Source organism: Nocardioides allogilvus, assembly GCF_003047285.1.
Classification (GTDB): Bacteria; Actinomycetota; Actinomycetes; order Propionibacteriales; family Nocardioidaceae; genus Nocardioides; species Nocardioides allogilvus.
Window position 1 is genome coordinate 252,064 of sequence record NZ_PZYX01000004.1, and the last position, 24,399, is coordinate 276,462.

Consider the following 24,399-nt stretch of genomic DNA (forward strand, 5'->3'; position numbering starts at 1 on the left):
TCTCGCGTGGGATCCGTCATAACCGGACGGCGCGGCATTTCGGTAAGTTCGCGCCCATGCGTTCAAGCAAGGACTTCTTCCGCCCGCTCGCCGTGGGCGCCCCCCAGCCCGTCACCGAGATCCCCGCTCGACCGAGCCGCGCGATCCACTTCTTCGATCCGTCGAACGAGAAGATGGCCGCCAAGATCCCGCAGATGGTCGGCACCGTCGACGTCCTCCTCGGCAACCTCGAGGACGCCGTCAAGGCCGACAACAAGGAAGCAGCGCGCGCCGGCCTCGTCCGGATCGCGAAGGAGACGGACTTCGGTCCGACCCAGCTCTGGACCCGGATCAACGCGCTCGACAGCCCGTGGGTGCTCGACGACCTGACGACCCTCGTCGCCGAGATCGGCGACAAGCTCGACGTGATCATGGTCCCGAAGGTGCAGGGCGCCGAGGACATCCACTACATCGACCGGATCCTCGCCCAGCTCGAGGCCAAGGCCGGCCTGACCCGCCCGATCCTCGTGCACGCGATCCTCGAGACCGCGCGCGGCGTCGCCAACGTCGAGGAGATCTGCGGCGCCTCGCCGCGCATGCAGGGCCTCTCGCTCGGCCCCGCCGACCTGGCTGCCGACCGCCGGATGAAGACCACCCGCGTCGGCGGCGGCCACCCCGGCTACCTCGTCCGCGAGGACCCCAACCCCGACCAGCCCGAGGCCCGTCGCCCCACCTACCAGCAGGACCTGTGGCACTACACGATCTCCCGCATGGTCGACGCCTGCGCGATGCACGGCATCTACCCCTACTACGGCCCCTTCGGTGACATCGCCGACGTGACCGCGTGCGAGGACCAGTTCCGCAACGCCTTCCTGCTCGGCTGCGTCGGCACCTGGAGCCTGCACCCCAAGCAGATCGAGATCGCCAACCGCGTCTTCGCCCCCAGCGTCGAGGACATCACCCACGCCCGTCGCGTGGTCGCCGCCATGGGCGACGGCACCGGCGCCGTGATGCTCGACGGCAAGATGGAGGACGACGCCTCCCTCAAGCAGTGCCTGGTCATGGTCGAGCTCGCCGACCAGCTGGCCGCCATCGACCCCGTGCTCAAGGCGCAGTACGACGCGATCCAGATCGAGGCCCACGCATGAGTGACACGACGTTCCGCCCCCGCCGCTCGGTCCTCTACATGCCGAGCTCCAACGCCAAGGCACTGGAGAAGGCCAAGACCCTCCCCGTCGACGGCATCATCTTCGACCTCGAGGACGCAGTCGCCCCCGACGCGAAGGTCGACGCCCGCGCGGCGGCCGCTGCCGCGGTGCAGTCCGGGGCGTACGGCGCCCGCGAGCTGATCATCCGGGTCAACGGCATCGGCACCGAGTGGCACGACGCGGACATCGCCGCGGCAGCGGCCGCCGGTCCTGACGTGGTGCTGGTCCCCAAGGTCAACTCCGCCGAGGAGGTCCACCAGCTCGTCGCCGCACTGGAGGCCGCCGGGGCGCCCGAGAAGACGTCACTGTGGGCGATGGTCGAGACCCCGATCGGGATGCTCAACGCGCTCTCGATCGCGCAGGCCTCGCCCCGCCTGACCGGCTTCGTCATGGGCACCAACGACCTGGTCAAGGAGCTCTACGCCGAGCACGTCCCCGGCCGCCAGCCGGTCATCACCGGCCTAGGTCTGGCGCTGCTGGCCGCCCGCGCTGCCGGCATCGTCATCATCGACGGCGTCTACAACGACGTGAAGGACATCGACGGCTTCCTCGCCGAGTGCGAGCAGGGCCGCCAGATGGGCTTCGACGGCAAGACGCTGATCCACCCCGGCCAGGTCGAGGGCGCCAACACCGCGTTCGCGCCCAGCGAGCAGGCCGTCGAGGACGCCCGCGGCATCCTCGAGGCGTGGGACAACCGCACCACCGGCGTCGTCACCTACAACGGGCGGATGGTGGAGAACCTCCATGTCGAGTCGGCCCAGCGCACGTTGTCGATCCACGACGCGATCGAGTCGCTGCAGACGGCTTCCTGACGGACTCGCGCTCATGGCGGCGTACGGACTGACGGAGGCGACCGAGCCGGTCGTGGTCCTGCAGGCCCCAGCTGGCATCTGGACGGTTGTCGCGCCGAATGCCGTGGCTTGAGCGTCCATATGGACGCTCAAGCCACCATCAGTCGCCCCGGACCAGCCGGACGGCCAGCAACAGGTCGATCAGCTCGTCGACGCGGCGGACGTCGCAGCCGGTGCGCTCGGCGATCCGCTCGAGGCGGTAGTAGACCGTGTTGGGGTGCACCATCAGCGTCAACGCGGCCTCCTTCGCGTTGAGGTTGGCCGCGATGTAGGCCTTCAGCGTCGCCACGAAGACGCCGTTGGACTCCAGGTCCTCGGCCAGGAAGGCCCGGATGGCCGGCTTCACCAGCCGGGCACCGTCCTCGCCCTGGGACTGCACCAGGAAGTCCAGGGTCGACATCTGCTCGATCATCCGCAGCCCCGGCGACCCGGACAGGGACCTGCGGGCGTGGGTCGCCTCGTCGTAGGCCGCGGGCACCGAGAGCCAGCCGGAGTGGATGCCGCTGACCCCGACGCTCGGCCACACGTCGCGAGCCGCCATCGTCGACAGCGCCTTGCGGACCGCGGCGATCACCCGGTCGGTCGAGCCCTCGGCCACCGGCAGCACTGCCACCACGCCGTCCTGGCGAGCGACCACGAGCCCCGGCGACGCGGCGGCGAGGCAGCCCCGCACCGGTCCGACATCGGCACCCTGGTCACCGAGGCAGGCCACCACCACGACCAGGTCGGCGTCCTCCTCGAGCCCGGCCGCTTCGGCACTGCGGAGGTACGGCGCGTATGAACACGCTCACGACGGGCCCTGCCCTGCCGGAGAGGACCCGACCGCTGCGCGGCCGGCCGACCTTCTACCGGTCCTACGCCCAGGAGCTCTCGCTCTTCAACACCCGCCCCAAGCAGATCTGGGTCGGCGTCATCATCCTGGTCGCGCTGCTGATCCCCTTCGGCGTCTCCGACCCGACGCTGCAGACGCTCGCCATGGCGTTCGCCTTCGGCATCGGGGCGCTCGGGCTCAACATCGTCACCGGCCTGGCCGGCCAGGTGTCGCTGGGGCACGCGTTCTTCCTCGGCGTCGGCGCCTACACGGCCTCCGCGATCTCGGGTGACCCGGAGGGACGCACCATCGGCTTCGGGATCACCTCGATGCTGGTCTGGCTGCCCGCTGCGGGCATCGCGGCCGCCATCGCCGGTGTCGTGGTCGCACCGCTGGCCACCCGGCTGCGCGGGCTCTACCTCGCGATCGTGACCCTCGGCCTCGTCTTCATCGGGGAGCACATCTTCCGCGAGTGGAGCGACCTCACCGGCGGAGCCGGCGTCGGCCGCGAGGCCGCCACCCCCGAGCTCTTCGGCTATCACTTCAACGAGGACACCTCGCTGTTCACCGAGGAGCAGAACCTCTACCTGCTGCTCTTCGTCCTGCTGCTGGTCTTCGCGCTCGCTGCCCGCAACATCGCCCGGTCCAAGATCGGCCGCTCCTTCATGGCCGTCCGCGACCGCGACATGGCGGCCGAGATGATGGCGATCAACCTGCCCCGCACCAAGACGCTCGCGTTCGCGATCTCGTCGTTCTATGCCGGGTGCAGCGGCGCGCTGATCTTCATGATCACCGGCTTCTTCGACCCGGCGTCGTTCAACCTGCTGCTGTCGGTGCAGTTCATCGCGATGGTCCTCATCGGCGGCGCCGGGACGGTGAGCGGCGCGCTGATGGGTGCGCTGTTCATCTCGATGCTGCCGACGCTGACCCGCGAGCTGCCCAACTACCTGCCGTTCATCAGCAGCCAGGTCACCGACACCCCCAACATCTTCCAGTTGCAGTCCATCCTCTACGGCCTCCTGATCGTCGGCTTCCTGCTGTTCGAACCACGCGGCCTCTTCGGGATCTGGATCCGCATCCGCAACTACTGGAAGGGCTGGCCGTTCAGCTACTGAGGTCCGGTCAGGTCACAAACCCATCACCACCCCCCAACAAGGAGGCGCCCGATGAAGGTGCACAAGTCAGGAGTAGTGCTGCTTGCGGCACTTGCATTGCTCGCCACGGGCTGCCGTGGCGGAGGCGCGGAGGAAGGCGACGGGGCGATCAGCGCGCCCGGTGTGTCGAGTGAAGCGTGTCCCGATGCGGTCAACGCCGACAACGGCTGCATCTACCTCGGCTCGATCTCCGACCTCACGGCCGGCCCGTTCGCCCCGTTGGGGGTGCCGATCACCGAGTCGCAGAAGGCGTTCTGGCAGCGCGTCAACGAGGACGGCGGCATCGGTGGCTACGACATCGACGTCACCAAGTACGTCAAGGACAACCTCTACAGCCCCGAGACCCACAAGCAGGTCTACGGCGAGATCGAGGGCGACGTCCTCGGGCTCGCGCAGACCCTCGGCTCTCCGACCACCCTGGCGATCCTGGGCGACCTGGAGAACGAGTCGGTCGTCGGCGCACCCGCGTCGTGGACGTCGTTGTGGGAGTTCGAGGACAATATCCTCGAGTCCGGCACGAACTACTGCTTCGAGGCGATGAACAACGTCGACTACATGGTGGAGCAGAAGGACATCAAGAGCGTCATGTCCGTCGGCTTCCCCGGCGACTTCGGTGGCGACGGTGCCGCCGGCGCGAAGATCGCGGCCGAGGCCAACGGCCTGGAGTACACCAACGTCGAGACCGGTCCCGGCCAGGAGGCGCAGTCCGGCGCCATCAGCGCCATCGTCAAGGGCAAGCCCGACCTGGTGATCATCGGCACCGGCCCGACCGAGACGGCCGTCATCGTGGGCCAGGCCGCCGCCCAGGGCTTCACCGGCCAGTTCATCGGCCTCGGCCCGACGTGGAACCCCGCCCTGCTCGAGTCGGCCGCGGCGCCCGCGCTCGAGGCGCTCTACCTGCAGTCCGGCTACTGGGGCTCCTTCGGCACCGAGACCGATGGTCACGCTGCCATGCGTGAGGCGCTGGGTGACGGCGTGTCCCCCAACGACGGCTACACCTCCGGCTGGGCCTGGTCCTACCCGATGAAGGCCGCGCTGGAGGCGTGGCTGGAGGGCGACTACGACAAGAGCCGTGAGGGTCTGCTCGAGGCCGTCAGCGAGCTGGAGACGGTCGACTACGAAGGCATGCTGCCTGAGGAGGCCGGCAACTTCGTCGGCGAGCCCAACGACACGGTCTTCCGCCAGAGCGTGATCAGCAAGGTGGACAAGAAGGCGCCCGCGGGCATCTCCATCGTCCAGGACTTCTTCGCTGGTCCGACCGCCGAGGCGCACGAGTTCACGGGGTCCTGCTTCGAGGGCTGAGCATCGTCGTACGACCGAAGAACAGGCAGGGCCCGCGTCGATGACGCGGGCCCTGTTTCTTGCGTGTGAGAGCCCACCGAATCCACCCCTAGCGGTGTGGACACCTGTTCGACTATCGGGCAACGTAAGAGGTCGCTTCAAGGTGAAGCGGACAAAGGAGGCAACACCATGGTCGTACTTGGCCTGATTCTTCTGATCGTCGGTCTCGTCGCAAAGATCTCGATTCTCACCACGATCGGCGCGATCTTGCTCGTCGTCGGCCTGATCCTCAACTTCGTGCCGATCGGCGGCACCAGCCGCCGGGTCTTCTAGGCGCCGACCTCCGGACGTCGGGCAGGTCGTGTGCCTGCCCGAACTTCTGACGCCGCCCCTCGCCCTCCCCGAGCGGTGATCCAGCCAGGTCCTCTCACCCGACGACGTGGCCTTGGCACCGTTCCCCCCGGAGGACGCGGGGCGGACCAGAGCAGCACGACGGCCCCCGCGAGCTCTCGCGGGGGCCGTCGGCGTGCCGGGGCAAGCTCACGTCTCGACCGGCACGGAGCGCGGACAGGGCCAGACCGAGCAGCCTCAGGGCCGGGCGTCGTGACTACTCGGTCCCGCGGGATCCGAACTTCTCGTCGATCCAGAGCTTCGCCGAGCCCATGAACCCGGCGACGTCGTGGACCAGGCGCCCGAGCGTGTCCTGGGTCCGGGCGAAGGACACCGAATAGCTCTGCGCCGCGGCCTGGGCGGCGTCGCTGACCTTCGCGTCGGCGTCGTCCTCCCGGCGCGCGTAGGTGCCGTGCAGGATCGCGGTGTAGTCGCCGGACTCGGTCCAGCGGCGCAGCTCGCTCGCCCGGACCACGTTGAACGGGTGCGACTGACCTTCGACCAGGAACAGCTTGAGCACCGAGTCACGCAGGTCCTCGGTCTCCTCGTACTCCGAGGCCTGCGCGAAGAACGACGTGATGTCGAGGTCGTCGAGGTGCCCACCGCTGGCGAGCTTCATGTGGACGCGGGTGGCGACGGCCGGGTCCTGGGTGGCCAGCAGGCCCGCGCGGTCGGCGGACAGCTCTGACTTGCGCGACCACTCCATGAGCGCGGCGATGATCGCTCGCAGCCCGAGCGCACCGCCGGGGAGTGCGTAGAAGATTCCGCTCATCCCCATCAATCGCAGCAGCAGCGTCCGGTAGACGTTGTGACCGCTCAGTGCGTGGCCGAGCTCGTGGCCGATCACGAAGCGCAGCTCCTCGTCGTCCAGCAGGTCGATCAGGCCGGAGTTGAGGACGATGACGGGCTTGTTCATGCCGATGGTCTCGGCCTGGAAGCCGGGATTGGCCCGGACGTAGAGCTCGGGCAGCTCGACCGCGTCGAGGGTCGCGCCCACGTCGGCGAGCAGCTGGTTGAGCCGCGGGAACTGGCGCTCGTCGACGCGCACGGCCGAGCCGAGCAGCAGCAGGCGCCACTGCCGCTCGTTGATGAGTCCGGACAGCGTCTTGAGGACGGTGTCGAAGCCCTTGAGCTTGCGCAGCGCGACCAGGGCGCCGCGATCCGCGGGGTGCTCCCAGGCCCGTGAGCTGACGCCGGCGAGCCGGACACGGGACTTGGTCACGTTCTTGGCCATGGCGGGATGCTTGCACGGCGATCCCTGCCCGGCAGGAGATCGAGGTGAACGGCTGGGGAACCGGATCAGGGCGTACGGCGCCGCCCCGCCCGTCCTCGTTCCCCACCGCCCGCCGGGCTCAGCGAGTCGGGGTCACTCGTGCGGGTCCTGGACCGAGGGCCCCCGCTCGCGCAAGCCGTCGGCCGGAGCGGTGCTCGAGGTCCACAGCGAGCCGTCGGCCGCGGCGTCGACCACCGCCTGGGCGGCCACCGCCGTCTGCTGGGCGAGGTAGCCGTTGGACGCCGAGCCGATGCCGCCGCGCGCCTCGTAGAGCACCGACGCCGAGCCGAGCAGTCCGTATGCGTTGCGGGCGATGCCCGGGAATTCGGTGCTCGGGTAGCGGGTGATGTTGGCGTACCCCTTGCCGTCCAGCGCGGTCACCATCTGCGACGCGGCCTGCTTCGACCTGACGACGGTCTCGGCGAACTCCTCCGAGATGCCGAGACGAGCCGCTTCGGCCTCCGCGTTGGGCCACATGATCGAGCCGGTGATCATCCGGCCGTCGTCGTCGACGTAGGTCCCCTGGTGGTGGAAGTCCACGACGACCTCGGGCTGCCGCTCGTCCCAGAGCAGGCGCATCGCGATGGCCTCCGGCACCGGGTTGTCGGCGTCCGGGCCCGGCGCGTAGGGGTGGTCGTAGGCGCTCGCGGAGTAGGAGTGGTAGCGGTTGATGTCGTAGCCGCGTCCGGCCGCGTAGAACTCGCAGAACGCCGGGCACGCGGTGTCGTAGTTCTGCCGCCACGGGGTGGTGCGGCCCGACAGGTCGGTCACCTCCGCGTCGAAGCCGTCGACGTTGACCCGCGGCACGATCGTCAGGGTCAGCGCGCCCCGGACCGCCTGGGCGTGCGCCGAGCCACCGCTGAGCGACTGGATCACCGACAACATGCCTTCGCTCACGACGTACTCGTCACCGTGCTGGTTGGCGATGAACATCACCGGGGTGGGGCCGTCACCGATCGTCACGACCGGGATCTCCCGTCCGGTGTTGGACGTCAGTGGGGCGGGCGCGAGGTCGAAGGCGCCCTGCGCCCGGCCCTCGATCGTCTGCAGGGTCTTCCACAGCTCGTCGTAGCCGTGGATCGCATTCGTGTTCTCCTGCCCGGGCCACGGCCCACCGGGAACGGTATCCGGGTCGGCGCCGGCAGGAGCGGCGAGTGCGAGACCGAGGGGCAGGAGCGTCGCGCTGAGGACGGCGACGAGCGAACGGGCGATGGCCATGGTGGGTTCCCTCCGAGTAGGTGACCTCATCCATCCATGCACCGGCCCAGGAGGGTGTCAACGCCTCCCCGTGAGTAACCTCTGCGGCCTCAGCCAGTCCCGAGCAAGCTCGGGCCTAGCGGCCCTCGGACATCGGGATGCGTACGTCGCGCTCGGCCGCGACCTCGACGGCGCGCTCGTAGCCCGCGTCGACGTGCCGGATGACGCCCATGCCGGGATCGTTGGTCAGCACGCGCTCGATCTTCTGCGCGGCCAGGTCGGTGCCGTCGGCGACGCAGACCTGGCCGGCGTGGATGGAGCGGCCCATGCCGACGCCGCCGCCGTGGTGGATCGAGACCCACGACGCACCAGAGGCGGTGTTGACCAGCGCGTTGAGCAGCGCCCAGTCGGCGATGGCGTCGGAGCCGTCCTTCATCGCCTCGGTCTCGCGGTACGGCGATGCGACGGACCCGCAGTCGAGGTGGTCGCGACCGATGACGACCGGGGCCTTGAGCTCGCCCGAGGCCACCATCTCGTTGAACTTCAACCCGGCGAGGTGGCGCTCTCCCTGGCCCAGCCAGCAGATGCGGGCGGGCAGGCCCTGGAAGGCGACGCGCTCCCCGGCCATCTTGATCCACTTGTGCAGGCGCTCGTTGTCGGGGAAGAGCTCGAGGATCGCCTTGTCGGTCGCGGCGATGTCGGCCGGGTCGCCGGAGAGCGCGGCCCAGCGGAACGGGCCCTTGCCCTCGCAGAAGAGGGGCCGGATGTAGGCCGGCACGAAGCCCGGGAAGTCGAAGGCGCGGTCGAAGCCGCCCTTGCGGGCCTCGTCGCGGATCGAGTTGCCGTAGTCGAAGACCTCGGCGCCGGCGTCCATGAAGCCGACCATCGCGCGGACGTGGGCGGCCATCGAGTCCTGTGCGGCCTTGGTGAAGCCGACCGGGTCGGCCTCGCGCTGGGCCTGCCACTCCTCGAACGGCACCCCGACGGGGAGGTAGAACAGCGGGTCGTGCGCCGACGTCTGGTCGGTGACGATGTCGATCGGCGCGCCCTGCTCGAGCAGCGCCGGCACCATCTCGGCGGCGTTGCCGAGCACGCCGATGGACAGCGCCTTCTTCGCGTCGCGGGCCTCGGTCGCGAGCTGCACGGCGTGCTCGAGCGAGTCGGCCTGGACGTCGAGGTAGCGGTGCTCGATCCGGCGCTCGATGCGCGACTGGTCGCACTCGATGCAGATCGCGACGCCGTCGTTCATGGTGACGGCGAGCGGCTGGGCGCCGCCCATGCCGCCGAGGCCGGCGGTCAGGGTGATCGTCCCGGCGAGCGTGCCGTCGAAGCGGAGGTCGGCGATGGCGGCGAACGTCTCGAACGTCCCCTGCAGGATCCCCTGGGTGCCGATGTAGATCCACGAGCCGGCGGTCATCTGGCCGTACATCGTGAGCCCGAGGTCCTCGAGGCGGCGGAACTCCTCCCAGTTGGCCCAGTCGCCGACGAGGTTGGAGTTGGCGATCAGCACGCGCGGCGCCCACTCGTGGGTGCGCATGACACCGACCGGCTTGCCGGACTGCACGAGCATCGTCTCGTCGTCCTCGAGGTCGCGCAGCGTGCGCACGAGCGCGTCGTAGGCCTCCCAGCTGCGCGCGGCCTTGCCGGTGCCGCCGTAGACGACGAGGTCCTCGGGCCGCTCGGCGTTGGCCGGGTCGAGGTTGTTCATCAGCATCCGCAGCGGGGCCTCCGTCTGCCAGGACTTCGCTGTCAGCTCGGTGCCGGTGGCGGCGTGGATGGGCAGGCGGGGGTTGGTGGAGTCGTTCATGCGAGTTCTCCGATCACTGACTGGGCAGCGGCGAGCACCGCGCCGGAGGCGACGAGCGAGACGGCTGCCTCGATCTCGGGTGAGAGGTGGCGGTCGGGTCCGGGGCCCTGGATGCCGGCGGCGCGGAGCGCCCCGACGACAGCGGCGGTGGCCGGCGACGGGACCAGGGGCGCGCGCATGTCGAGCGCGCGGGCCGCCGTGAGCACCTCGATGGCGACGACGCGGGTGAGCCCGTCGACGGAGCGGCGCAGCTTGCGCGCGGCCGACCAGCCCATCGAGACGTGGTCCTCCTGCATGGCGCTGGAGGGGATCGAGTCGACCGAGGCGGGGACGGCGAGCCGCTTGAGCTCGGAGACAATCGCGGCCTGGGTGTACTGCGCGATCATGTGGCCCGAGTCGACGCCCGGGTCGTCGGCGAGGAAGGCGTTGAGCCCGTGGCTGCGGGTCTTGTCGAGGAAGCGGTCCGTGCGCCGCTCGCTGATCGAGGCCACGTCGGCGGCGACGATCGCCAGGAAGTCGAGGACGTAGGCCACCGGCGCGCCGTGGAAGTTGCCGTTGGACTCGACGCGGCTCTCCTCGGCCAGCACGACCGGGTTGTCGACGGCCGAGGACAGCTCGCGGCCGGCCACCGCGGCGGCGTACTCCACCGTGTCGCGCGCAGCGCCGTGGACCTGCGGCGAGCAGCGCAGGGAGTAGGCGTCCTGCACGCGGTTGCAGTCTCCGGTCCGGTGCGAGGCGACGATCCCGGAGTCAGCCATCAGCGCCACCAGGTTGGCGGCGGACAGGGCCTGGCCGGGGTGCGGCCGGATCGCCTGGAGCTCGGGGGCGAAGACGCGGTCGGTGCCGAGCTGCCCCTCGACGCTCATGGCGGCCGCGACGTCGGCGGTCCTGAGCAGCATCCGCAGGTCCTCGATGGCCATGACGAGCATGCCCAGCATGCCGTCGGTGCCGTTGATGAGCGCGAGCCCTTCCTTGGCGGCCAGCTCGACCGGCGTCAGTCCGGCCGCGGCCAGCGCCTCGGCGGCCGGCATCAGGGTCCCGGCCGCGTCGCGGACCTCACCCTCGCCCATCAGGGCGAGCGCACAGTGGGACAGCGGGGCGAGGTCGCCCGAGCAGCCCAGCGAGCCGTACTCGCGCACCACCGGGGTGATGCCGTGGGTGAGGAGGTCGGCGAGGAGCTGGGCCGTCTCGCGGCGTACGCCGGTGTGCCCCGTCGCCAGCGTCGAGAGCCGCAGCAGCATCAGCCCGCGCGTCACCTCGCGCTCGACCTCGGGACCGGAGCCGGCGGCGTGCGAGCGGACCAGCGACTTCTGCAGCTGGGCGCGCATCTCGGTCGGGATGTGGCGGGTGGCCAGCGCCCCGAACCCGGTGGAGATGCCGTAGGCCGGGGTCGCGGCCGACGCCAGCTCGTCGACGACGGCGCGGGCCCGGTCGATGGCCGCGAGCGCGTCCTCGCCGATGGAGACGGGGGCGCCGTCGCGCGTGACTGCGACGACGTCGGCGAAGGAGACAGGACCGGTGCCGACGGTGACCGTGGTGGGGGACATGACGTCATCCAACTCCCGCAGCCACGCGCGCACCACCCATGGTGACCGGCGACCCGTCTCAGATCCGAGACATACTCGGCCGGGGACGCCGGGCCCCGCCCTGAGGAGGTGGTCGGGCGTCGGCGCGTGTGCCTACGGTGCAAGGAGACGCGACGCCGATCAGGCGGTCGCGCAGAGAAGGGAGTCGATGATGACCACGTCCCAGATCATCTGGATCGTCGTGATCGCGGTGGCCGCACTGGTCCTGATCGGACTGGTCGTGGGTTCGATGCGCAAGAAGAGCCTGGCTGACAACCATGCGCGGGCGGATCAGCTGCGCCACAAGGCGGACGCCTCCGCCGCCGGCCTGCCCGACACCAGCGCCCGTGCCGAGCGCGCCGAGGCGGAGGCCGAGCACAAGCGCCTCGAGGCCCAGCGCGCTGAGGACCAGGCGGCTGCCGCGCGGATCGAGGCCGAGCAGGAACGGGCCCGCCACGAGGACCAGATCCGCGCCGCCGACCGGCTCGACCCGAAGGTCGACCACAAGTCCACTGACTACTCCCCCGAGGTGGCCGACCCCAGCGGCCCGCCCCGCCGGACGACCGACGGGGACACCGACGGGGACACCGACGGCGGCATCCACCGCGCCTGACCAGCGCCGGGGGCTCATGTCCGGCAGGATGTCCGGACATGAGCCAGGTCCCCGCAGCCACCCGCGCCCTGCGGGTGCTGCGGTTCCTCGCCAGCCAGCCCGACCCGGTCGCCCTCGACCGGATCTCGAGGGCCTGCGACCTGCCGCGCAGCACGGCCTACCACCTCATCAACGCGATGATCGCCGAGGGCTTCGTGGTGCACCTCGAGGACGAGCGCCGCTACGGCCTGGGCCTCGCGGCCTTCGAGGTCGGCAGCGGCTTCGCCCGCCAGGAGCCGCTGCAGCGCATCGCGCGCCGGCCGCTCGCCGCCCTCGTCGACAGGACGGGGTACGGCGGACACCTGGCCGTCCTGCACGGGCGCGACGTGCTCTACGTCCTCGAGGAGCGCGCCCCGGGCCGCCCGCCGCTGGTCACCGACGTCGGCGTCCGCCTGCCGGCCCACCTGACGGCGAGCGGGCGCGCCATCTTGATGGCGCTGCCCAGCAACCAGGTGCGGGCGCTCTATCCCGACCGCAGCGCCTTCGTGGACCGCGTCGGCACCGGACCGACCTCGCTGGTCGCGCTGCGGACCGTGCTGAGCGAGGCCCGGCAACGCGGCCACGCCGTGGAGGACGGCGAGGTCACCGCGGGCCTGGCGAGCGTGGCCGCGCCCGTGCTCGACCACAACGCCCACCCCGTCGCCGCGGTCGCGCTCACCTTCCCGGTCGCCGCGGTCGCGCTCACCTTCCCGCACGGCACGGCGACTGACGCGGCAGCCGTCGGCGTACGCACCCTGGCCGCCGCGCTGTCGCGACGGCTCGGCGGCTGAGACGAGAACGGCCGACCGCTCACCCTCAGGAGGGAGCAGGCCGGCCGGGTCGGATGATCTCGCGATCCGACCGAGCTACGACTGGCTGAGCCAGACGTGGACCCCCCCGGATCCAGGTCGGATCGATCACGTCCGGGGTGTGTGCCGGACGCAGTTCCGAACATGCCCAGACTCCCAAGGAACCGCCCACAGGTCGGTCACCTCCCCTCCACGGTCGGGTAACAACTTCCCGGTGGGCAAGAACTTCGACCACAAGACGTGTCGCCCCGGGCGGAGTGGGTACCCCCCCCAGTGCGACGTCGGCTGCCGCGGCATCCGATCTCGAAGGCCCCCGAGGTCCAAGACCCTGCCTCGGGGGCCGTCGCGACCGGCTCAGCCCGCTTGCAGGTCGCGCCACCGGTCGGGACCGGGCGGCTCGAGGTTGTCCCGCAGCTGACCGATGATCCTGGAGATCAGGCGCGAGACCTGGGTCTGGGTGATGCCGAGCTCCGCCCCGATCTGCTCCTGGGTCAGGTCCTTGATGAAGCGGAGGTAGAGGATGCGGCGATCACGGGGCGCCAATCCCTTGCAGGCCTGCGCGACCATGGTCAACGCCTCCACCCGCTCCAGCCCGCGGTCCTCCTCCCCCAGGTGGTCCACCAGGCTGTAGCCGTCGCTCCCCGCGACCTGGCTGTCGAGGGAGGTGGGCGAGAAGCAGCCGTCGCACGCCAGCGCCTCGCTGACGTCATCCACGTCGCGACCGAGCTCCTCGGCGATCTCGCTCGCGTTCGGAGTGCGGCCGAGCCTCTGGGTGAGGGTCTGGATGGCCGGCCACATCTCGCCCTGGAGCTCCTGGATGCGACGCGGTGGGCGCACCGTCCAGGCAGAGTCGCGGAAGTAGCGCTTGATCTCGCCCGTGATGGACGGGACGGCATAGGACAAGAAGTCGTCCACCCGGCTCGGGTCGTAGCGGCGTACGGCCTTCGCCAGACCCAGGCAGGCGACCTGTTCGAGGTCCTCCAGCGACTCGCCCCTGTTGCCGAAGCGACGCGCGATGGAGAGCGCCACGGGGACGTTGAGCTGGATGGCCTCGTTGAGCAGTGACTGCCGTTCGCAGCCGTGGTGTTCCTGAGCGATGCGAAGCACCCGATTGGTGCGCTCCATGCGGGCAAGACGGCCCGACTCAGGGTTTGCAGGAGTAGTGACAAGTGCGCTGTGAGCCATGACGATCCTCGAAGAGTCTCGACGGCGTGGCAGGGGTTTGGGCCACAACTGCAGCACTATCAACCTGCCCTGTTCGGGAAGATTTTGCAACCCGGAGGCGAGCCGATCCTCGACGTACGGCGCCGCGCAGGCGCGTCACCGGCGCCGGCGCAGCGACCGGGTGGCCGGACCCTCCAGGACGGCGCCGTCGGCGGCGAAGCGCGACCCGTGCAGCGGGCAGTCCCACGTCTCCTCCGCGTCGTTCCAGTGCAGGCAGCCACCCAGGTGGGTGCAGACCGGGACCACCTCGTCGGAGGCGGCCAGCTTGCCCGGAAGCGTCGGGAGCGACCGGATCGCGGCCTCGACCACGCCGGCGTTGAAGCCGGCCAGCCTGGCCGCTCCGCGGGGTCCCGTGATCCGGTGGTGCAGGGGCGTGGCCCAGCTCGGCGGGGCGCCGAGGATCTCGCCGGAGATGGTGCGCGCCGCCGCGACGGCGTTGGTCATTCCCCACTTGTCGAAGCCGGTGGCCACGAACACGTGTCCGCGCCCACGCGGCATCGTGCCCACCTGCGGGATGCCGTCGTGCGAGGCGTAGTCCTGGGCCGACGAGCGGTGGGTCTCGCGTGCGCCCGGGAAGTGCTCGGCGGTCCAGTCGCGCAGGGCCCCGACGTGCTCCTGCTCCGAGCGAGTGCGGCCGACGACGTGACCGTGACCGCCGACGACCAGGTGGGACCCGTGACGGGTCACGGCCTCGCGGATCGACACGGACGGCTGGCCCGCGGAGAGGAACATCGACTCGGGTGGCGTCACCGAGTCGAAGGCAAGCGCGTAGGAGCGGTTGGGCTCGAGCTTGGCGAAGTAGAGACCTCGGTCGAGGATCGGGGTACCGGTCGCGAGCACGATGTTGGCTGCCCGCAGTCGCACCCCGTCGGACAGGGTCACCTCCGGTGCGCCCAGCTTCGAGACGCCGACGACCCGGCGCCCTTCGTGCAGCGAGCCGCCGTGCTCGCGCAGCTCGGCGACCAGCGCCTCGATGACGTCCATCGGATCGAACTGCGCCTGGTCGTGCAGGACCGTCGCACCCACCAGCGGGAACGGCACGTCGAGCCGGTCGACCCACCGCACCGGCAGGCCCAGGCGCGTCGCCGCCTCGTGCTCCTCCCGCACGGCCGGCAGCTCGTCGCGTGCCTGGGCGAAGGTGACGGCGTCCCGACGCTGGTGGTCGACCCCGTGGTCCTCGCAGAAGCGCAGGAGCCATCCCTGGCCCTCACGGTTCGCCTCGACGTACGCCGCGCTGACCGCCTTGGAGCTGGTGCGCGCCAGCCTGGAGAGCTTGGTCCCCTGCAGCAGCGAGACCTTGGCCGTCGTGTTCCCGGTGGTGACCGCGCCGGCATGCCGGGCCTCGATCACGCCCACGTGCCGGCCGGCGCGCGCCAGCAGCAGAGCCACGACGAGACCCGTCAGCCCGGCGCCGACCACGATGTCGTCGAAGGCCCCGCCCTCCGGCAGCGGGTCGGAGGCCGGGCCGGGCCGTGGCCGGTCGAGCCAGAGCGATCCGTGGTCGGCGGGGGTTGCGGGCATCGGGCGCCTCCTGGTCGGGATGTCTGGTCCCGATCCGGTACCCCGTGGACCCGCGACCATTCGTCGCGCGACGGGCGTGCGCCGGCGGTCAGTCAGTCCGCCGAGATGTCGTGCAGCAGCGCATCGACCGATGTCTTCGCATCGGTGTCGACGACTTCTCCGTCGCGCACGGTCGTGACCAGCCGCTGGGCGAGGTCGCGGACCTTGACGTTGCGGTTGCGCGACCACCAGCGCAGCATCGCGAACGCGGCGCGGTCATCGAGGCCGTAGACCAGCATCAGGATGCCCTTGGCCTGCTCGATCACGGCACGGTGCTCGAGCGTCTCCTCGATCGCGGAGCGCACGGCGTCCTCCGCGTCCTCGGTGAAGTCGCGGGTCAGGTCGAGGTAGTAGCCCTGGACCGTGCCCAGGCCGTTCTCGACCATGCTCTCGCCGGCCAGCACGACCCGGCGCTCGAGGCCGTCCGCGCACATCAGGCGGTAGGAGACGCTGAAGGCCATGCTGTCCTGGCTGGCGCGCTTGAGCACGTCGCGGACGCGCTCGCGGTCCTCGGGGTGCTTGCTGGCGAGGAAGAGCTCCGTCGTCGCTGCCCGGGAGCCGGGTTCGAGCCCGTGGATGAGGAAGACCTCGTCATCCCACTCCCACGTGTCCGTTGCAACATCGTAGGAGAATCGGCCTGTTCGGGACACACTGCCCGAGGCCTCGGCACCTGCAGGTGCGAGAGCCATGCTCACCACTTTCCGACCGCGGAGCGGGTCGCATGAAGTACGTGCAACGGCTGTCTGTTCAACCGGTGATGAGTCTATAGCGTTGCGACCCGGGGCACACACGTCTTGCCCACTCCATATCTCCGCGAATGTCGAGTCGTTACCCGGGTGAAGCCCCCAGGAGGAAATGCCGTGGAACCCGACCGGTCCCGATCGACTCGCCGTCTCGGCGCTGCCGCCCTGACCTCGCTCGCGCTGCTCGCGGCCGCGCTCGCCCTGCCAGCGGAGACGCTGACGCGGACCGGCAGCCCGCAGGCGACATTCGACGCGACCCGACCGGCCGGCCTGACGGGCGACGGACCGCTCGACGAGCACGACCACAGCCACGGCGACCCCGCCACCAAGAACGCCCTCTCCCGTGGCGGCGAGGTGTCGGCAGCCACCCAGGACCCGACCTCCGCCCGCCAGGCGCGGGAGGCGGCCGCCCACGTCGCCAGCCAGCGCCGGCTCCGCGACCCGAGGCTGACGACGGTGCGGGCGACTCGCAAGCGCACCGCTGTCCCCGCCGACCGGTTCGCGATGGCCGGTGGTTGCTACACCCTCACTCGCGCAGGCGAGCCGCTCCGCTTCCGTGCCACGACCCTCGGCACCTACCTCCTCATCGACCGCGACCAGCGATTCCTCGCCGCCGACGGCACCCGCGCGGCAGCACCCTCGCCCGCCACCGAGTGGGCCGCGCGCGGACGCGACGGACGCATGCGGTTCAACAACGCCGGCACCCCGCTGACGCTCGCCGGGAAGGTCGTCTTCTCGCTCCGCAGGGCGACCGGCTGCGCGGCGTACGCCGAGGCGCAGGTCAACGTCAGCGGCCGCCCGCACTCCGGCATCACGCCCTTCCAGGAGGTGCGGGGCTACGTCGACGCGCACACCCACGGCATGGCGTTCGAGTTCCTCGGCGGATCGGTGCACTGCGGCAAGCCGTGGGACGCCTACGGCCCGGAGCACGCCCTCGTCGACTGCCCCGACCACAGCGCGACGGGCGGTCACGGCGCGCTGCTCGAGACGGCGCTCGGCGGCAAGCCCGGGCACGACCCGGTCGGCTGGCCGACCTTCAAGGACTGGCCGGCGCCCGAGTCACTGACCCACGAGGGCACCTACTACAAGTGGCTCGAGCGATCCTGGCGCGGCGGCCAGCGGATCTTCGTCAACCTGCTCGTCGAGAACAACAAGCTCTGCGAGCTCTATCCGCTCAAGCGCAACTCGTGCGACGACATGGACTCGCTGCGGCTCCAGGCCCAGCGGATGTACGAGCTTCAGGACTACATCGACGCCCAGAACGGTGGCCCGGGACAGGGCTGGTACCGAATCGTCCGCTCGCCGTGGCAGGCCCGCCGGGTGATCAACGCCGGCAAGCTGGCGGTGGTGATGGGGATCGAGACGAGCGTGCCCTTCGGCTGCACGTTCAAGAAGCTCCCGGCCGGTGACGTCGACCAGTGCGACCCGGCCGGCATCGACCGGCAGCTCGACGAGATGCACCGCCTCGGGGTGCGCCAGATGGAGCTGGTCAACAAGTTCGACAACGCCCTGTCCGGCATCGCGGGCGATCCGGGCGAGACGGGGGTCGTGGTCAACGCGGCCAACTTCCTCGAGACCGGCACCTTCTGGGACATGCGGCACTGCTCGCCCGCCGACGGCGAGAGCGCCGACCGCACGCAGCTGGCGGTGCCCGACATCAGCGCGGGCCAGCAGGACGCCCTGTTCGGCGCCATCGGCCAGGTGAGCGGGCTGCTCAACCTGGGCGCGGTCCCGCTCTACGGCACCCCCATGCACTGCAACGCCCGCGGCCTGACCGACCTCGGCGCGCACCTCGTCGACAGCCTCGCCGACCGGCACATGCTCATCGACCCCGACCACATGAGCGTCAAGGCCCGCAACAGCCTGCTCGACCGGCTCGAGGACCGCTCCTACTCCGGTGTCCTGTCGAGCCACTCCTGGTCCACGCCCGACGCCTATCCCCGGATCTATCGCCTCGGTGGCTACATCGCGCCGTACGCCGGAGACTCGACCGGCTTCGTCGCGAAGTGGCGACGTCACCTCGGCTGGGCCGACAAGCGCTTCTACTTCGGCTTCGGGTACGGCGCCGACATCAACGGCCTCGGCGCGCAGGGCAGCCCCCGGGGTGCCGCAGCGCCCGACCCCGTCACCTACCCGTTCCGTGGCCTGGGCGGGGTGCGCATCGACCGCCAGCGTGCCGGCCAGCGGGTCTTCGACATCAACCTCGACGGCGTCGCGCAGTACGGCGCCTACCCCGACTGGATCGAGGACGCCGCCCACGTCGCGGGCGCGGATGGCGCCGCGCTCAAGGACGACATGTGGCGCGGCGCGGAGGCCTACCTGCAGACGTGGGAGCGGGCCACGGGCGTCGCCCCCGACTCGTGCCGCAACCCGGGCAGCCGGCTGACCGTCCGCGCGTTCACCCGGCGAGCGCGTGTCGGGCTGTCCACGCGCGCCCTGATGGACCGCGTCGGCCAGCCTTACGAGCGCCTCGGCAGCCGCTACACCTACTGCGCCAGGACCGCCGGGAAGGCGAAGGCCGTGATGGCCGTGACCCTCTCCTCCCGCGGCCGCGTGATCGGCATCCGGTGCGCCAGCTGACAACCAGGTGCCCCCCCAGTGACGTCTGATGAGCACAACAGTCATCACAGGGGGAACCATGCGCAACCAGTGGAGCATCATCGTCGCCGGCATCGTCGGCGCAGCGGGGCTCGTCGCCCCGATCGGGGTCGCAGCCGCCGACGCGGCCGCCGCCGGTCGACCAGCGCCGGCGGTCAAGAGCGTCACGAGGTCGTACGGCGACAAGCCGGTGCGGCTCGCGAGCAAGCGCCAGCAGCTCGAGCTGAGCTTCACGGGACGCCGCGGCGACCGGGTCGACCTCATCGATCCCGACTACTTCCCGGGCACGATCTGCGGGCGGGTGACGCTGATCCGCGACGGCAAGAAGATCGCCCGCCACACCCTCGACCACTGGCGCCTGCCGCGGTCTGCGCGCTACACGTTCCGCTTCGCGCCGCGCACCAAGCCGTGCACCGAGGCCCGCCGCCCCGGTCGTCTGCAGCTGACCAAGGTCGAGCTGGTGAAGCCGACGACCGACCCGGCCTCGCTCCCCAGGAAGCGCGGCGTGGTCTACGCCGTGCAGGCTCGGGTGCCCAGCAGCGGGATGGTCAACGTCGCCAACTCGCCGGGCGACCCGGGCTTCGTCGCCCTGGTCTCGCAGGGCAGGACCGCCCACTTCGGGCTGGCCACCTCCGCCGGCCAGTCGGCCGGGCTGCCGCGTGTCACCGAGCGCTCGCAGCTCCTGCTGCGTCCCGACGCCGCTCCCCTCGGTTTCATGCCGGAGACGATCAGGATCCCGAACTCGGAGCCCGCTCCCCTGACGGCCCACGCGGTCACCGATCCTCTGCCCGCCGGCCAGCGCATCGCGCTGCTGCACCTCGGCGGCGCCTCCGTGGGCGCGTGGACTCCGACGCAGCACCACACGACGTACGACGGCGCCGCGGTGCCGGTGACCACACCCGCCGCTGCGTTCGGCCAGCCACAGGTCCTGACGTTCGAGGGCACGGCCGGTTCGTTCCTGCACCCCCAGGACGGGACGGGCAACCATGGCGCGAGCTATGCGTCCGCGCTCATCGGGCCTGACGGCTTCGAGCCTCCCTACCGCCCGAACGCCCCGATCCAGCTGACGAGGACCGGCACGCACTCCCTGGTCTTCCTGCCCTCCGTCCAGGCTGTCGGCACTCCGGCGGGCCTGCGGGCGGCGGGCGTGACGATGCTGCCGGCGATGCAGACGGACGGTCCGGCCACGAGGTTCGCCGCTCCCGAGCCGGGTCGCCTGGTGATGGCGCCGACCACCCAGCTCGCCCACCTGACGATCGCGGCCACCCACCCGGGCGGACCGACCTTCGCTTACGGCGTCACCGCCCCCGAGCACCGCCCCGACTGCTCGAAGAGCACTGCGAACGGCTGCGGCGACACCAACTCGGTCGTGGTGTCGACTGCGGGAAGCCAGGGCGGCACCGCATTCGGCCCGGGCTGGGTCTATGTCGCGTTCACGAGGTCGCATACCGGTCCGATCGACCTCGCGATGGTGTCGAAGCTGCCGGTCACCGGCTGAGCCCTGGGGGCGCTCCTCGATGGAGCCGGCAAAGTTACCTGCCGGTAGGATCATCATCACTCGTGCGTTGGCTGACGGCCGAGGGCGCAGAGCCTAGGCTCGGCCCACCGTCCATGGTTGGCGGACGAGCTGAAATGCCCGGCACTCGAGGAGCGCTCCCCCATGCAGATCTTTGCCATTGTCGTCTCACTGGCCCTGACCGTCGCCGCCATGGCGCTGTTGGTGCCGGCCGTGCGCAAGATGCTCGGCGTCATCCGCAGCGGCCAACCGGCCCCGGGTCGCGCCGACAACCCGGTCGGTCGCGGCCTGACCATGCTGAAGGAGACGTTCCTCCACACCCGGATGCTGCAGTGGCACTGGATCGGCATCATGCACTGGTTCGTCTACATGGCGTTCCTGTTCCTCAGCACGGCTGTGCTGGCGGCCTACTTCCAGCTCTTCAAGGCCGACTTCGCGTGGCCGATCATCGGCCACTGGTACCCCTACGAGTGGTTCAGCGAGTTCATCGGGCTGATGAGCACGATCGGCATCCTGGTGCTGATCGTCTACCGCCAGATGCACCACCCCAAGCGCGAGGGCCGCAAGAGCCGCTTCTACGGGTCGACCATGTGGCAGGCCTACTTCGTCGAGTACCTCGCACTCCTCGAGGGCTCCGCGATCCTCTTCGTCCGCGGCGCCGAGTGGAAGCTCGACGAGCACGCCGGCCGCTCGCACTACCCGCTCTCCTCGTGGATCGGTGACGCGCTCTACCCGACCTCGGTGACCTCGCTGGAAAACCTGATCTACGCCATCGCCACGTTCAAGATCGCGCTCGCGATGATCTGGCTGATGGTGATCGCCCGCAACATCACCATGGGCGTCGCCTGGCACCGCTTCACCGCCTGGTTCAACATCTTCTTCAAGCGCGAGTCCGACGGCGGCACCGCGCTGGGCGCGATGAAGCCGCTGACGTCCGGCGGCAAGGCCATCACCCTCGACGACATCGACGACCTCGACGAGGACTCGATCCTGGGCGTCGGCTCGATCGAGGACTTCTCCTGGAAGGGCATCCTCGACTTCACGACCTGCACCGAGTGCGGTCGCTGCCAGTCGCAGTGCCCGGCCTGGAACACCGAGAAGCCGCTCTCGCCCAAGCTCCTGATCATGGCCCTGCGCGACCACGCCTACGAGAAGGCCGGCGAGAAGACGGCCGCCGCCAGCGGCACCAGCGACACGACCGACGGCCAGGTGGCCGTCGCCGAGAAGTCGCTGATCGGCTCGGGCATGGAGGACAACTGGTTCTACAACCCCGAGGGCGCCGACTACGTCATCGACGAGGACGTCCTGTGGTCCTGCACCTCGTGCGGCGCCTGCGTCCAGCAGTGCCCCGTGGACATCGAGCACGTCGATCACATCATGGACATGCGCCGCTACCAGGTGCTCGTCGAGTCCAACTTCCCCGCCGAGCTCAACGGCCTGTTCAAGGGCCTCGAGAACAAGGGCAACCCGTGGAACATGTCGTCCACGGCCCGCATGGACTGGGCCAAGGGCCTCGAGTTCGACGTGCCCGTGGTCGGCGAGGACCTCGAGTCGCTGGAGTCGGTCGACTGGCTGTTCTGGGTCGGCTGCGCCGGGGCCTACGAGGACCGCGCCAAGAAGACCACGCGCGCCGTCGCCGAGCTGCTCAACATGGCCGGTGTCACCTTCGGCGTGCTCGGCAACGGTGAGACCTGCACGGGCGACCCGGCCCGTCGTGCGGGCAACGAGTTCGTCTTCCAGGGCCTCGCGGCGCAGAACGTCGAGACCTTCAAGGAGTACAAGGTCAAGAAGGTCGTCTCGACCTGTGCCCACTGCTTCAACACCTTGAAGAACGAGTACAAGGACTTCGGCATCGAGCTCGAGGTCGTGCACCACACGCAGCTGCTCAACCGCCTCGTGCGCGAAGGCAAGCTGACCCCGATCAAGGAAGGTGCCGGCGCCGCGAAGCGCTCGATCACCTACCACGACCCGTGCTACCTCGGCCGTCACAACGACGTCTACACGCCGCCGCGCGAGCTGCTGGAGATCCTGCCGGGCGCGGAGTTCAAGGAGATGGAGCGCAACTCCGAGAAGTCCTTCTGCTGCGGCGCCGGTGGCGCGCGCATGTGGATGGAGGAGAACATCGGTGAGCGCATCAACCTCAACCGCACCAAGGAGGCCGTCGGCACCGGCGCCGACCAGATCGCCGTCGGCTGCCCGTTCTGTCGCGTCATGCTCGCGGACGGCCTGACTGCCGAGCAGGCAGGTGGCAACGCCCGCGAGGAGGTCGAGGTCCTCGACGTCGCGCAGATGCTGCTCGCGTCGGTCAAGGGCGAGTCCGCCACCCGTGCGCCCGCCGCCGCCCCGGCGGCTGCTGCCGCTGCTGGTGGTACGGCGACCGCGACCGCCACTGCTGACGTGGCCACCAAGGCCGAGCCCGAGGCCGGCGACGTCACCATCACCGAGGACACGGTCACCGACACGGCCGATGCCGGTCCCGCCGCCAAGGCCTCCGGTGGCTCGTCGCTGTTCGACACTCCCGCCCCCGAGGCACCGACCGCTCCCGCCTCCTCCGGTGGGTCGCTGTTCGACACCCCCGCTCCGGAGGCTCCCGCGGCACCCGCCTCCTCCGGTGGGTCGCTGTTCGACACCCCCGCCCCCGAGGCACCGGCCGCCCCGGCGGCGCCCGCCTCCTCCGAGGCACCCGCCTCGTCCGGCGGGTCGCTGTTCGACCTGACACCCGAGCCGACCAAGGCAGCCCCGGCAGCCCCGGCCGAATCGGCAACGTCCGACGAAGCGGCTGCCCCGGCGACCGAGTCGTCGGACGTCCCGAGCGAGCCCGCGGCCAAGGCCGAGCCCGCCGCCGACCTCGGGTCGGGTGGGTCGCTGTTCGACCTGACGCCCGAGCCGGCCAAGGCAGCTCCGGCAGCCCCGGCAGCCCCGGCAGCTCCGACCGAATCGGCAACGTCCGACGAAGCGGCTGCCCCGGCGACCGAGTCGTCGGACGTCCCGAGCGAGCCTGCGGCCCAGGCCCAGCCCGCCGCCGACCTCGGAGCGGGTGGGTCGCTGTTCGACCTGGCCGCACCGGAGGCTCCTGCTCCGGCTGCTCCGGTCGAGGAGTCCGCTCCGCCCGCTGAGGCTGCTCCAGTCGCAGAGGCCGCCCCCGTCGAGGAGGCCGCTCCGGCCGAGCCGGCAACGTCCGACGAAGCGGTTGCCCCGGCGACCGAGTCGTCGGACGTCCCCAGCGAGCCCGCGGCCAAGGCCGAGCCCGTCGCGGACCTCAGCTCGGGTGGGTCGCTGTTCGACATCGCGGCTCCGGCAGCACCTGCCGCGGCACCCGCGACGCCGGCACCGGCAGCCACCGAGGCGCCCGCCCCGGCAGCCACCGAGGCACCCGTCGAGGAGGTTGCTGACGCACCGGTCGCTGAGGACGAGGCACCCGCCGAGCCCGCCGAGGACGAGGCACCCGCCGAGCCCGCCGAGGGCCTGGCGGGAGGCGCGGCGCTGAGCCAGGCTGCGACCTTCGCTCCCGACGACGACCCGGAGACGATCCTGGACGCCGACGACGCGCCCGAGGCGGAGCCGACCGACGCCGAGCCGACCGACGCGGAGCCGACCCAGGCCGAGCCGACCGACGCCGAGGAGCCCGAGCCGGCCACCGAGGAGCCGGAGGCGAGCACGACGCCGAAGCAGTCGGGCGGCGCCGTACACACGCCGAAGACCGATGTCGACATCAACGAGTCGGGATCGCTCTTCGACCTCTGATCACCCCGCTCGACCGATCGGCCCTGGAACTCCACGCATCTGCGTGGAGATTCGGGGC

Annotated in this window: 18 protein-coding genes and 1 pseudogene; 10 read left to right on the forward strand and 9 right to left on the reverse strand. The window is 70.7% G+C overall.

Going from position 1 to position 24,399, the window contains the following annotated elements; all coding sequences use genetic code 11:
- Positions 1–56: 56 nt before the first annotated feature.
- Both C9J87_RS09405 and C9J87_RS09410 read left to right on the forward strand, forming a co-directional pair.
- Positions 57–1,127 (forward strand): HpcH/HpaI aldolase/citrate lyase family protein, encoded by a 1,071-nt coding sequence (locus tag C9J87_RS09405; RefSeq protein ID WP_010834329.1) that lies wholly within the window; start codon positions 57–59, stop codon positions 1,125–1,127.
- Positions 1,124–1,999, forward strand: a complete 876-nt coding sequence (locus C9J87_RS09410) for an HpcH/HpaI aldolase/citrate lyase family protein (protein WP_107705376.1) — start codon at positions 1,124–1,126, stop codon at positions 1,997–1,999. Before C9J87_RS09405 ends, C9J87_RS09410 begins: the two co-directional genes overlap by 4 nt.
- Positions 2,000–2,138: 139 nt before the next feature.
- Here the strand turns inward: C9J87_RS09410 and C9J87_RS20450 are convergent, their stop codons facing one another.
- Both C9J87_RS20450 and C9J87_RS20455 read right to left on the reverse strand, forming a co-directional pair.
- Positions 2,139–2,450, reverse strand: coding sequence for a PucR family transcriptional regulator (locus tag C9J87_RS20450; protein ID WP_332871070.1), 312 nt, complete (start codon positions 2,448–2,450; stop codon positions 2,139–2,141).
- A gap of 39 nt (positions 2,451–2,489) precedes the next feature.
- Positions 2,490–2,789: pseudogene (locus tag C9J87_RS20455) on the reverse strand (hypothetical protein); the annotation flags it as partial.
- Positions 2,790–2,815: 26 nt separating this feature from the next.
- Here C9J87_RS20455 and C9J87_RS09420 point away from each other — a divergent pair.
- The 3 genes from C9J87_RS09420 to C9J87_RS19945 all read left to right on the forward strand — a co-directional run bounded on the left by C9J87_RS09420 (position 2,816) and on the right by C9J87_RS19945 (position 5,617).
- Positions 2,816–3,964, forward strand: a complete 1,149-nt coding sequence (locus tag C9J87_RS09420) for a branched-chain amino acid ABC transporter permease (RefSeq protein ID WP_232820010.1) — start codon at positions 2,816–2,818, stop codon at positions 3,962–3,964.
- A gap of 51 nt (positions 3,965–4,015) precedes the next feature.
- On the forward strand, positions 4,016–5,305 hold the full coding sequence (locus tag C9J87_RS09425) for an ABC transporter substrate-binding protein (protein WP_107705378.1): 1,290 nt from the start codon (positions 4,016–4,018) through the stop codon (positions 5,303–5,305).
- A gap of 168 nt (positions 5,306–5,473) precedes the next feature.
- Positions 5,474–5,617, forward strand: a complete 144-nt coding sequence (locus C9J87_RS19945; RefSeq protein ID WP_198652316.1) for a hypothetical protein — start codon at positions 5,474–5,476, stop codon at positions 5,615–5,617.
- A 274-nt stretch (positions 5,618–5,891) separates the two neighbouring features.
- Here the strand turns inward: C9J87_RS19945 and C9J87_RS09430 are convergent, their stop codons facing one another.
- The 4 genes from C9J87_RS09430 to hutH form a co-directional block, all read right to left on the reverse strand.
- Positions 5,892–6,908, reverse strand: coding sequence for a M48 family metallopeptidase (locus C9J87_RS09430; protein WP_010834334.1), 1,017 nt, complete (start codon positions 6,906–6,908; stop codon positions 5,892–5,894).
- Between the two features lie 132 nt (positions 6,909–7,040).
- Positions 7,041–8,165 (reverse strand): M14 family zinc carboxypeptidase, encoded by a 1,125-nt coding sequence (locus C9J87_RS09435; protein ID WP_157953167.1) that lies wholly within the window; start codon positions 8,163–8,165, stop codon positions 7,041–7,043.
- Positions 8,166–8,280: 115 nt separating this feature from the next.
- Positions 8,281–9,951 (reverse strand): urocanate hydratase, encoded by a 1,671-nt coding sequence (gene hutU / locus C9J87_RS09440; RefSeq protein ID WP_010834336.1) that lies wholly within the window; start codon positions 9,949–9,951, stop codon positions 8,281–8,283.
- Positions 9,948–11,498 (reverse strand): histidine ammonia-lyase, encoded by a 1,551-nt coding sequence (hutH, locus tag C9J87_RS09445; RefSeq protein WP_107705422.1) that lies wholly within the window; start codon positions 11,496–11,498, stop codon positions 9,948–9,950. Before hutH ends, hutU begins: the two co-directional genes overlap by 4 nt.
- Positions 11,499–11,685: 187 nt before the next feature.
- Between hutH and C9J87_RS09450 the strand changes: the two genes are divergently transcribed.
- Positions 11,686–12,129, forward strand: a complete 444-nt coding sequence (locus tag C9J87_RS09450; protein WP_107705380.1) for a hypothetical protein — start codon at positions 11,686–11,688, stop codon at positions 12,127–12,129.
- A gap of 38 nt (positions 12,130–12,167) precedes the next feature.
- The gene (locus tag C9J87_RS09455) at positions 12,168–12,938 is read left to right on the forward strand and encodes an IclR family transcriptional regulator (RefSeq protein WP_107705381.1); all 771 of its coding nucleotides are present in this window, start codon (positions 12,168–12,170) and stop codon (positions 12,936–12,938) included.
- 372 nt (positions 12,939–13,310) lie between these two features.
- Here the strand turns inward: C9J87_RS09455 and C9J87_RS09460 are convergent, their stop codons facing one another.
- The 3 genes from C9J87_RS09460 to C9J87_RS09470 all read right to left on the reverse strand — a co-directional run bounded on the left by C9J87_RS09460 (position 13,311) and on the right by C9J87_RS09470 (position 16,429).
- A complete protein-coding gene (locus C9J87_RS09460; RefSeq protein ID WP_010834340.1) occupies positions 13,311–14,081 on the reverse strand; it encodes a SigB/SigF/SigG family RNA polymerase sigma factor in 771 nt (256 codons plus the stop codon).
- A 195-nt stretch (positions 14,082–14,276) separates the two neighbouring features.
- Positions 14,277–15,701 (reverse strand): FAD-dependent oxidoreductase, encoded by a 1,425-nt coding sequence (locus C9J87_RS09465; RefSeq protein WP_107705382.1) that lies wholly within the window; start codon positions 15,699–15,701, stop codon positions 14,277–14,279.
- 92 nt (positions 15,702–15,793) lie between these two features.
- On the reverse strand, positions 15,794–16,429 hold the full coding sequence (locus tag C9J87_RS09470) for a PAS and ANTAR domain-containing protein (protein ID WP_010834342.1): 636 nt from the start codon (positions 16,427–16,429) through the stop codon (positions 15,794–15,796).
- 171 nt (positions 16,430–16,600) lie between these two features.
- Here C9J87_RS09470 and C9J87_RS09475 point away from each other — a divergent pair, with 171 nt between their 5' ends.
- The 3 genes from C9J87_RS09475 (at position 16,601) to C9J87_RS09485 (ending at position 24,341) form a co-directional block, all read left to right on the forward strand.
- The gene (locus tag C9J87_RS09475) at positions 16,601–19,063 is read left to right on the forward strand and encodes an amidohydrolase family protein (RefSeq protein WP_107705383.1); all 2,463 of its coding nucleotides are present in this window, start codon (positions 16,601–16,603) and stop codon (positions 19,061–19,063) included.
- 28 nt (positions 19,064–19,091) lie between these two features.
- Positions 19,092–20,579 carry a hypothetical protein gene (locus tag C9J87_RS09480; protein ID WP_157953168.1) on the forward strand — a complete coding sequence of 496 codons (1,488 nt, stop codon included), beginning with the start codon at positions 19,092–19,094 and terminating at the stop codon, positions 20,577–20,579.
- A 162-nt stretch (positions 20,580–20,741) separates the two neighbouring features.
- A complete protein-coding gene (locus C9J87_RS09485) occupies positions 20,742–24,341 on the forward strand; it encodes a (Fe-S)-binding protein (RefSeq protein ID WP_107705385.1) in 3,600 nt (1,199 codons plus the stop codon).
- Positions 24,342–24,399 lie beyond the last annotated feature (58 nt).